The sequence below is a fragment of the Acinetobacter sp. P37 genome, from assembly GCF_057480965.1.
Genome location: NZ_JBLIYY010000035.1, coordinates 1 through 10,845, shown reverse-complemented (window position 1 = coordinate 10,845; position 10,845 = coordinate 1). Strand labels below are relative to the sequence as shown.

The 10,845-nt window shown below is 38.3% G+C and carries 7 protein-coding genes and 2 pseudogenes; 5 read left to right on the top strand and 4 right to left on the bottom strand.

Going from position 1 to position 10,845, the window contains the following annotated elements; all coding sequences use genetic code 11:
• Window positions 1-99 precede the first annotated feature (99 nt).
• A pseudogene (locus tag AC25JC_RS17110) lies at window positions 100-534 on the top strand (recombinase family protein); the annotation flags it as partial.
• Between the two features lie 251 nt (window positions 535-785).
• A complete protein-coding gene (locus tag AC25JC_RS17105) occupies window positions 786-1,604 on the top strand; it encodes an AraC family transcriptional regulator (protein WP_032073151.1) in 819 nt (272 codons plus the stop codon).
• A gap of 27 nt (window positions 1,605-1,631) precedes the next feature.
• Here the strand turns inward: AC25JC_RS17105 and AC25JC_RS17100 are convergent, their stop codons facing one another.
• The gene (locus AC25JC_RS17100; protein WP_074163998.1) at window positions 1,632-2,228 is read right to left on the bottom strand and encodes a LysE family translocator; all 597 of its coding nucleotides are present in this window, start codon (window positions 2,226-2,228) and stop codon (window positions 1,632-1,634) included.
• A gap of 426 nt (window positions 2,229-2,654) precedes the next feature.
• Between AC25JC_RS17100 and AC25JC_RS17095 the strand changes: the two genes are divergently transcribed.
• The 3 genes from AC25JC_RS17095 to aadT all read left to right on the top strand — a co-directional run bounded on the left by AC25JC_RS17095 (window position 2,655) and on the right by aadT (window position 8,547).
• Entirely contained in the window at window positions 2,655-3,818 is a 1,164-nt protein-coding gene (locus AC25JC_RS17095) for an efflux RND transporter periplasmic adaptor subunit (protein ID WP_032073150.1), read from the top strand.
• On the top strand, window positions 3,815-6,919 hold the full coding sequence (locus AC25JC_RS17090) for a multidrug efflux RND transporter permease subunit (RefSeq protein WP_270915313.1): 3,105 nt from the start codon (window positions 3,815-3,817) through the stop codon (window positions 6,917-6,919). Before AC25JC_RS17095 ends, AC25JC_RS17090 begins: the two co-directional genes overlap by 4 nt.
• 113 nt (window positions 6,920-7,032) lie before the next feature.
• Entirely contained in the window at window positions 7,033-8,547 is a 1,515-nt protein-coding gene (aadT, locus tag AC25JC_RS17085; protein ID WP_032073148.1) for a multidrug efflux MFS transporter AadT, read from the top strand.
• Window positions 8,548-8,650: 103 nt separating this feature from the next.
• Here the strand turns inward: aadT and adeS are convergent, their stop codons facing one another.
• From adeS to AC25JC_RS17070, 3 genes and pseudogenes are all read right to left on the bottom strand, one after another.
• On the bottom strand, window positions 8,651-9,757 hold the full coding sequence (adeS, locus tag AC25JC_RS17080; RefSeq protein WP_032073131.1) for a two-component sensor histidine kinase AdeS: 1,107 nt from the start codon (window positions 9,755-9,757) through the stop codon (window positions 8,651-8,653).
• Window positions 9,747-10,475: an efflux system response regulator transcription factor AdeR gene (gene adeR, locus AC25JC_RS17075; RefSeq protein ID WP_032073130.1), complete on the bottom strand. Its 729-nt coding sequence runs from the start codon at window positions 10,473-10,475 to the stop codon at window positions 9,747-9,749. The genes adeS and adeR overlap by 11 nt, the downstream gene beginning before the upstream one ends.
• 269 nt (window positions 10,476-10,744) lie before the next feature.
• Window positions 10,745-10,845, bottom strand: a pseudogene (locus AC25JC_RS17070) (IS1 family transposase); the annotation flags it as partial.

Here is a 10,845-nt window from a genome sequence, read left to right as displayed (position 1 = left end):
TCCCCTGGGCGAAATGCGCCTGGTAAGCAGAGTTTTTGAAATGTAAGGCCTTTGAATAAGACAAAAGGCTGCCTCATCGCTAACTTTGCAACAGTGCCATTTCAGGAAATGTTGAACTATGTCCGGGAAGGGGACAGGGTGATTGTACATTCAATGGATCGTTTTGCGCGAAGCCTAAAAGATTTGGTCACTGAAGTAGATAAACTGGTCAAACGAGGGATCGCCATCCAGTTTGTAAAAGAAAATATTACTTTTACAGCCGAATCCACCCCGATGGATAATTTGATGCTTCAAATGATGGGTGCTTTTGCACAGTTCGAACGTGAGATCATTTTAGAGCGGCAAAAGGAAGGAATAAAACTCGCCTCTGCTCAGGGGAAGTACAAAGGTCGGGTGCATAAACTAAAGCCTGACCAAGCTGAAGCTTTACGACAAGCATGGAAGGAGGGGAAGTATCCATCGAAAATGGCATTAGGGAAAGCTTTTGGGATTAGTCGTCAGGCGGTATACCGATATTTACAAGTTAGTGAATAGCTTATTGGGATTAGCAACTAAATTTAGTTTAACTTATAAAAATCATGAAACACTGTTCGAATTTTAAGCGTGGAACATGAATAATCAATAAAAAGCCGCTCTGCTGGTGCCCTATATTTCAGAACGGCTTGCTTTAATATAATGATATTTAAAGAGAAATATCAAGCATTACGTATAACGTGTATTATGTTAATTTTAGGAAAAGTGAAAAATAATCTACAATAGAATCTACGAAAAATTGGCCATCAATTATGCCTGATTTCTCCAGTGGAAATAATTGGATTGTGAGATCCCCCACTCAAAATCATAAATTAGAAAGAATTGAAGCATTTCTTTCCAATTATGCTTATAAACCTCACCGACATGATACTTATGCTATTGGCAGGACTCTTTCCGGAGTTCAAAACTTTCATTACAAAGGTACATTGCAACATAGCTTGCCAGGCATGACTATGGTTCTACACCCGGATGAAAAGCATGATGGTGAATCAGGAACATTAGATGGCTATCGCTATAGAATGATTTACATCGAACCAGCGATGATCCAAACCATTTTAAAGGGTAAACCTTTGCCTTTTATCAGACATGGCTTAAGTAATGATATTCGCCTGTTTAGGGCAATGGATAGCTTTCTAAATAATATAAATAATTATATGGATACCCTAGAAGAGGAAGATGCTCTATTTGATTTGGCAACTACACTGTGTGAAATTTCAGATACTTCATCTAACCAAAACAAAAAATTTGACTACAAGGCAGCAGAGAGAGCGCGTGAGTGTATTTTGGCGTATCCACATGAAAACTTAAGTTTGTCAGATTTAGAGAAACATGCTGATCGTGACCGCTGGAGCCTTTCTCGTGATTTCCGATTATTATTTGGAACTAGCCCACACCGTTATATGATCATGCGTCGCTTAGAAACAGTTAAGTTCTACCTTGCTCAAGGGGAGTCTATTGTTAATGCTGCTTTAAATGCAGGCTTTTTTGATCAGAGTCATATGACCAGACATTTTATAAAAACATTTGGTTTAACTCCCACTCAATGGAAAATGATAAATATTAAAAGATAGCCGTTCGATTTGAACGGCTAATTTGTCCTACAGCAGATTTATTCCATTAAGAAAATCTTTGAACATAAAAAGCCCTGATAAAATCAAGAGTATACCCATCAGCTTATTTAGCCGATTAAACCAGATAGGATTAGCAATTTTGTTGCCTAATACTTTTCCAACCAGAGCATAGGTGAATGGTGCGCCAACAGCACCAAGTGAAATCAGTAAAGAAACTATCAAGATCATGATTCCTGTGATTTTGGCTGCAGGGTACATAATTGTCGTAACAGGTAGAATGACGAGAATGGCTTTTGGATTTAATAACTGAATAAATAAGCCATTTAAGAATGTTAGATGGCTTTCTTGCTGTTGAGTTGTTTCTACATTCGCCCTAATCATTTTTATAGCCAAGTAGAATGTATAAATTGCACCCGCTAAAGCAATATAATGAATCAATCCATGTGGAATAACAGCTTCACCTATATAGCCAAACAATACGAATAAGATCAACATGGCGAAACCAATGCCTAGGTAAAATCCTATAGTCTTTTTTAATTGACCTGTAAGGCCAGAATTTAGCCCCATAAAATTTACAGGGCCTGGGCTATACATAACGCTTAATGTATAAAGAAATATTTCCACAGAGTTCACTCAATTAGATAGCAATAAACATCAAAGAGAGAACGGTATCGAGTTATAGGCCTTAAAGATTGTACGTTTGTGCTGAACTAATTAAAAATTTCTATTTAACTTATGTTCACCTAAAGTTCACTTCATAAGTGTATAAAGAAACTATGTATTGTATTTTCAATTGCTTATATAAATATTAGTCTTGGTTTAGAATTTTAAAGTTCATGAACTATGAGAAAAAACTAAGATACGATCAAAATTGTAGAACAACAAAATTATTTATACTAATTTACAAGCCACGCTGTTTAAGCGTGTCATTAAAAAATAAATCTTTTAATCTCTCCACACAATCTCCACACAATCTCCACACAACATCAGCAATTCATAAACACTGCTATTTCAAAATAGTAGTATCTAAAACCCCCCCTCTGAAAAAGCATGTCAACACATTATCATTTAATAGGTTCAATACTTATTACAACTGTACTTTTAATCGGCTGTACACAAGCCAAAGATGCTGAACAGTCCCCAACAGAAATGCCACCAGCGGTTGTCAGTACCATCACGGTATTACCGCATTCCATGAATTTAATTGAAAATCTTCCAGGCCGTGTTGTCGCTTACCGTATTGCTGAAATTCGCCCGCAAGTAGGTGGAATTGTTGATAAAGTACTTTTTAAGCAAGGCTCTTATGTGCAAGCAGGTCAACCGCTTTTTAAATTGAATTCTGAAATATTTCAGGCAGATGTAAAAAGCAATCAAGCCACTTTAAACCGTGCACAAGCTGAGGTGACACGTTTGCAGGTGCTGTTAAAACGCTACACTGAATTAGTAAAAGTAAATGCGGTTAGTCAGCAGGAATACAACAATACCGAAGCAGATTATCAAAAAGCAAAAGCCGATGTGGCGCAAATGCAAGCCATGTTAAGCAGACAACAACTTAATCTTAAATATGCGACTGTTACAGCCCCTATCTCGGGAACGATTGGTGAAATCTTAGTGACTGAGGGTGCATTAGTTGGTCAAGGTGATACTAATGCAATGGCCGTAATACAACAGATTAATAAAGTCTATGTTGATGTAAAGCAATCAATTAGTGATTATGAAAAACTACAGGAAGCTTTACAGCAAGGTGACGTGTCAAATACCAAACATACGGTTGAAATCCTAAATAGTCAGGGTAAACCTTATAACGTTACAGGTGAAATCCTATTTTCGGATACTAAAGTTGATCCTGATACGGGTGATGTCACAATCCGTATTTTAGCCAATAATGAAAATCAAAAACTTTTGCCAGGCATGTATGTTCGAGTCAATATGAGCCGAGCTCAAGTTGAAAATGCGCTCCTAGTTCCAGAACAAGCGATTCAACATGATATTAGTGGTAAAGCCAATGTTACGATTGTTAATCAAAAAGGTTTAGCGCAAAGCAAGCCTGTTCAGCTTGGTCAACGTTATCAAAATAACTATGTGATCAAACAAGGGTTACAAGCAGGTGAGAAAGTCATTGTTGAAGGGGCTGATCGTATACAGCCTGAGCAAAAATTAAAAATTAAGCAGTGGCAACCTACAAATATTAAGGAAAATGGAGGACAGCAATAATGTCCCAATTTTTCATTAGGCGTCCTATTTTTGCATGGGTGATTGCTTTATTTATTATTCTGTTGGGTGTACTAAGCATCCCCAAGTTACCTATTGCACGATTCCCAAGTGTTGCGCCACCACAGATTAGTATTACGGCAATCTATCCAGGTGCTACGCCAAAAACATTGAATGATAGTGTTGTGACCTTGATTGAGCGGGAAATGTCAGGTGTCAAAAACTTACTTTATTACAGTTCAAGTTCAGATAGTTCTGGAACAGCAACAATCACCGCAACATTTAAACCAGGTACAGATGTAGAACTTGCACAAATTGATGTGCAAAACAAAATTAAAGCCATTGAGTCACGCTTACCTCAAACAGTGCGACAACAAGGGCTGATGGTCGATGCTGCGTCGTCTGGTTTTTTAATGATGGTGGGCTTAAGTTCACCGAATGGCAAATATAGTGAAATTGATGTCAGTGACTATATGACTCGCTATGTGATTGAAGAATTAAAGCGGGTTGACGGTGTTGGTAAAGTCCAAAATTTTGGTGCTGAAAAAGCCATGCGGATTTGGGTCGATCCAGATCGTTTGGTTTCTTATGGATTGAGTATTCAAGATGTGAATACAGCCATCCAAAACCAAAACTTGCCGATATCACCAGGTCGTATTGGTGATGTTCCTGCTTTGACGGGGCAACAAATTACTATTCCTTTAACTGCTCAAGGTCAATTAGAAACTGTAGAGCAATTCAAGAAAATTAGTTTACGTGCTCAACAAAATGGCGCCAATGTTCGACTGTCGGATGTCGCTCGTGTCGAAATCGGGGCACAGATGTATAACTTTGCGATTTTAGAAAATGGCAAAGCCTCTACAGCTGTGGCGATACAAATGAGTCCTGGTGCCAACGCTGTCAAGACTGCAGAAGGTGTTAAAGCGAAAATTGAACAGTTAGGTTCAGCACTGCCTGATGGTATGAAATTCTCTATACCTTACGACACTGCACCTTTTGTAAAAATCTCGATTGAAAAAGTAATCATGACATTGCTTGAAGCTATGGCATTAGTTTTTATTGTCATGTTTATCTTTTTACACAATGTTCGATACACCTTAATTCCGGCGATTGTTGCACCGATTGCATTGCTTGGCACATTCTCAGTCATGCTGCTTGCTGGTTTTTCGATTAATGTGCTGACCATGTTCGGTATGGTGCTTGCGATCGGGATTATTGTCGATGATGCGATTGTGGTCATTGAGAATGTTGAACGCATTATGGCGACAGAAGGCTTATCTCCAGTTGAAGCCACATCTAAAGCCATGAAGGAAATTACCAATCCGATTATTGGCATCACCTTAGTGTTAGCCGCTGTATTCTTGCCGATGGCATTGGCGTCAGGCTCAGTGGGGATTATCTATCGTCAGTTCACCATTACCATGTCGGTTTCAATTTTATTCTCAGCTTTCCTTGCACTGACATTAACCCCTGCGTTATGTGCAACGATGTTAAAACCGATTGATCAAGACCATCAGAAAAAGGGTGTTTTTGCATCGTTTGATCGCAGTTTTGAGAAGCTGAACAATCGCTATGAACGCAGTTTATTTAAAGTAATTAAACATAAAACCCTCGCAATGTTATGTTTCTTAGGCATTGTCATTGTGCTGATTTTTAGTTTTAAACACGTTCCGACTGCGTTTATGCCAGAAGAAGATCAGGGGTGGTTTATGACTTCGATTCAACTTCCTGCGGATGCAACTCAAGAACGTACCCGTAAAGTCGTTGCTGAGTTTCAAAATTATTTAGACCAAGAAACGGGGATTAAAGACAATATGGCGGTCTTAGGTTTTGGTTTTAGTGGATCTGGTCAGAATACAGCGATGTATTTTACCAATCTATTGCCATTCGAAGAGCGTACTATTACGGCACAAGAAGTCGTGAATAATGCCAATATAGCGATGGCTGAAAGTTCAGAAGGTCAAACCATGTCTGTGTTACCACCAGCAATTGATGAATTGGGTAACTCATCTGGTTTTTCACTGAGATTATTAGATCGTGGCAATATTGGCATGCCTGCTTTAAGAGAAGCACAAGATCAGCTTTTAGCATTAGCAGCACAAAGTAAAATCGTGGCGGAGGTCTATCCTGAAGGTTTGCCAGATGGCAGTTCTGTACAGCTTAAAATTGATAGAGATAAATTGCAGGCATTAGGTGTTAATTTCAGTGATGTGACCGATATTATTTCAACCTCAATGGGTTCGATGTATATCAATGATTTTCCAAATCATGACCGTATGCAGCAAGTCATTGTGCAACTTGATGCCAAATCACGCATGAGTATTGAAGATATTCTTCAGATTAAGGTGAACAGTCAAAGCGGTAAATTGGTTTCAATGTCTGAAATAATTACTCCAATTTGGCAACATTCCCCACAACAATACAATCGTTACAACGGTCGTCCATCATTGAGTATTTCTGGCAGTCCAGCAGCAGGTATATCTTCAGGACAAGCCATGACTGAGATGGAAAATTTGATTGAACAACTTCCGAAAGGTGTGGGTTATGAGTGGACTGGGATTTCTCTAGAAGAAAAACAGTCGGAATCACAAACCTTGTTTTTATTACTGTTGTCGATGTTAGTCGTTTTCCTTGTCTTGGCAGCGCTTTATGAAAGCTGGTCAATTCCATTCTCTGTGATGCTAGTTGTCCCTCTAGGGTTGATTGGCGCCTTTTTAGCAGTAATGTTACGTGGTATGCCAAATGATATTTTCTTTAAGGTCGGCATGATCACGATTATTGGTCTATCTGCAAAGAATGCTATTTTGATTGTTGAGTTTGCAAAAGCACTAAGAGAAGAAGGAATGGGTTTAGTGGAGGCAACCGTTGCAGCCGCTAAATTGCGCTTACGTCCAATCCTAATGACATCTTTGGCATTTACCTGTGGCGTTATTCCTTTAGTCATTGCCAGTGGCGCTAGTTCTGAAACTCAAAAAGCGATTGGTACAGGCGTCTTTGGCGGCATGATCAGCGCAACAATTCTAGCTGTTATTTTTGTACCGATTTTCTTTATTGTCGTCATGAGCATGGTTGAGAAATTCTCGAAACGTAAAGCGGCACATTAAGCATCAAAACTGAGAATAAAAGCTGTGGGTTAACGAGTTTAGCCCACAACAAATCTTTCATTTACATCTTTATTTCAGAATTGATTTAATAAACCATCAATATAGGTTTAATCATGAAAGCTACCAATCTTGATCCGAAACGCTGGTGGATATTGCTCGCTGTCGTGCTTGCATTTCTGCCGATTGTGATTGATATGACTGTACTGCATGTTGCGGTTCCCTCATTAACCCAATCGCTGAGTGCCACAAGTAACCAAGTCTTATGGATTATTGATATTTATCCATTACTTATGGCTGGACTTTTAGTTCCGATGGGAACTTTGGCTGATCGTGTCGGCAATCGTAAGATTCTGCTGATTGGCTTGGTTATATTTGGAATTGCCTCAGTCCTTGCGGCATTTTCCCAAACGGCTTCTATGCTGATTGCCGCACGTGCTTTATTAGCATTAGGCGGTGCCATGATTATGCCCTGTGTATTGGGTATTATTCGCAGAACCTTCGAAGACAGTCGCGAACGTGCCATTGCGCTGGGTATTTGGGGCACAATCGGATCAGCCGGTGCCGCCATTGGACCGCTCATTGGTGGGGGATTGTTAGAATATTTCTGGTGGGGTTCAGTTTTCCTGATTAACGTCCCAATCATGCTGGTTGTCGCACCAATGTGCTATTTCTTATTGTCCCGAAAAGAAGCTATAACCCCTGGACATTGGGCATTTGGTCAAGCGCTATTGCTGATTGTCGGTTTGATTTCGTTTGTATATGCACTAAAAGCAGGCTTAGGCGGTAAACAGTCGTTGTTGATTGTCTTGCCTTTGGTCGTTTTATCTATCGGCTTATTAACCATATTTGTACGCAAACAGCTGAATTCTCCTCAGCCGATGCTAGATCTTTCGCTATTTTCACGTCCTGCTATTTTAGCCGGCATTATTATGGCAATGGTTGCTGCAGGCGCTTTGGCAGGGGTTGAGTTAACTTTGGCAATGGAGCTGCAATATGTCATTCGTTTAACACCGCTGCAAGCCGGTCTTTTTATGGTTCCGATTATGGTTGCGGCCGCTATTGGCGGGCCTATTGCTGGTTTTTTATCCAATAAATTTGGACTCCGTCTGGTTGCGACCATGTCATTAATATTGGCAGCAATTGCGTTGGTCAGTTTGAGTTATTCAGATTTTCATCATCCGGGAATCATCGTTCCCTTTATTTTAGCTTCGATTGGATTAACACTGAGTATTGGTTTAACAGCTTCATCCATTGCGATCATGGGCTCAGTACCTGCAGAAAAGGGCGGTGCGGCAGGTTCACTTGAAAGTACAGGTTATGAACTGGGTACAGGACTAGGTATTACTTTATTTGGTGTTTTCATGGCCTATATATTTGGCAGTCATCTTCAAGTGCCGTCAGATTTAACTGCTGTTTTAGCAGAAAAAGCCAGACTTTCGATTGGTGATACCTATTTAGTGGCGAGCCAGTTACCCGTTGAACAAGGTACAGCATTGATTAACGCAGGTAAAATTGCCTTCAGTTCAGCTCATGTTAATTTATTATTAACAGCAGGGATTATCATCGGGATACTCTCCATTGTGGTATTTTTTATGCTAGCTAAATATCGAGATGAGAATTCATTGTGATGAAATTTATTTGAGGATCATCAAACAGAATGGTTAAGTTCAGACATCAATTTATCTTAAATTTATGGTTTAAATTAAGCCGTATTAATCTGAACTTAACACATTATAAATGAGTTGATGTCTTACGATTTAGTTGAATAGTAAAACAGCTGCCACCTAAGTTTTTGGATTTAGAATAATAAATATGACCTTGGTGTGCTTCAATAATTGCATCAATCACTGCCAAGCCTAATCCAGTACCGCCATCTAGACATGATCTAGAGTCTTCCAGTCGATAGAAGGGTTTGAACAGGTGTTTAAGATGCGATTCATCAATACCAGGACCTTCATCTTCAAACGTCAATACCCAATGTTCTGCTGTGGTTACAGATGTAATATTTATTTTTCCAGCATTCGAATATCTTAGAAAGTTAGAGAACAATGCAATAAAGACCTGTTCCATCCTTCTTATATCAACGCAAACCAATTTATCCGTCAAATTTAAAACAATAGTTAAACCTTTAACATGAAACCGTTCATTAAACATCTGCAGACATTTTTCAATACTATTTTTTAAATTGGTCTTTTCTAGTTCTAATCGTAATTGTTTATTTTCAATAAGTGTCAGTGTCCGTAAATCTTCCACAAGGTAAGATAAGCCTTCGACTTGGTTCAATAAGCTTAGGTGTAAAGCTTTATCGGCAATAAATATACCATCGACAATACCTTGCAAGCGACCTTGTAATATTGTCACAGGTGTTCGTAATTCATGTGCAATTGCAGCATTCCAAACAGTTGAATTCTTAACTGATACTTCAAGTTGGTTTGCCATTTCATTGAAGTTCTCAATAAGAGACTTGATTTCATGTGGAATATCATGATGTGGCTGTTTAATTCTGAGTGCTAAATTGCCTTGTTGAATTTGTTGAATAACATCTGCTAAATCACTAATTGGCTGTGTATAGCGTTTTCCATATTTAAAGGCGAGGATAGTAGAAAGAAAAAAGCCTGTTAATAGCACTAAAAACAGCCAGATAAAGTCAACGGAGGTAACTGAAAATTCATTTGAATTAATAACTTGTGTATTTAGAAAACCTATTTTTATCGCCCAGCTATAAACAAAATAGCCAATCATGAAAGATAACAGCGTAATGCCTAAATTGAATAGGCTCATCATGATAATAAACTGGAAGTTAATTCCAACAGAATTTTTAAAAAAGTTAAATTTCATGATTTTGATCTAAGCGATACCCCACGCCACGGACATTGATTAATAAGCCATTTACATCATTTTCTTCAAGTTTTTTGCGTAATTTGCTGATATGGCTATCTACAGTGCGATCTAAAGCATCACTTTCAGGCATACAGTTTTGGATCAATTCATTACGTGTAAAGACTTTATTCGGTGTTTTTGCCATCAAAAACAGTATCTTATACTCAGTTAACGTAAGGTTGAGCAACTGATTTCTTTGACCATTTGAAATGTAAACTTGATGATGATCTGGATTAATTTCAATATTTCTATAACGAATAATATTAGTTATTTCCATATTTTGGCTTGTACTTCGTCTAAGTACGGCTTGTATTCGTGCAATCACTTCGTTTGGGTTAAATGGCTTAATAATAAAGTCATCAGCACCCATTTTTAGCCCCATGATCTTATTCACTTGATCATCTAAGGCAGTCAGCATAATGACAGGTAAATGACTTGTTTGACGGATGATTTGTAGAATTTCCCAGCCATTTAGTTTGGGTAATTTAATATCAAGGAGAATCAGGTCGATAGAGTTGGCTTTTAGGCACTCTAAAGCTTGTTGTCCATCCAATGCACGGATGACCTGCATGTTTTCATTTTTTATGTATTTTTCAAGAATGTCACCAATATCATAATCATCTTCTACAACGAGAATGACGCTGTTTTCGAAGCTGTGCTGTAGATTTGGATACATATATTTTATCTTAGATGAAGTAGCTATGCATTTTAACATTTAATTGTGTAATGGAGATGATTAGACGAGCAGTCATTTATATTTGTAATTGAGGGGTGACATATAATAAAATTCGTTGCATATCAGTATTAATGAACAAAATGTCAATTATCATTCATTTAACATAATGGCTGTTATACGAAACGAGAGTGTTAGAACCCATTTAAAGTGTCTATATTCTCACCAATAAAAATGTCCGGTTTCTCCGAGGTAAAATATGACTTTTGAACAAAAATAAGCCATTGTTTATTCTTTTTATTTCCAACAAAATTCCAGAACTCATCTACTTCGAGAGATTCATAATGACTTTGCTGAGGCTGAATTTCATAGG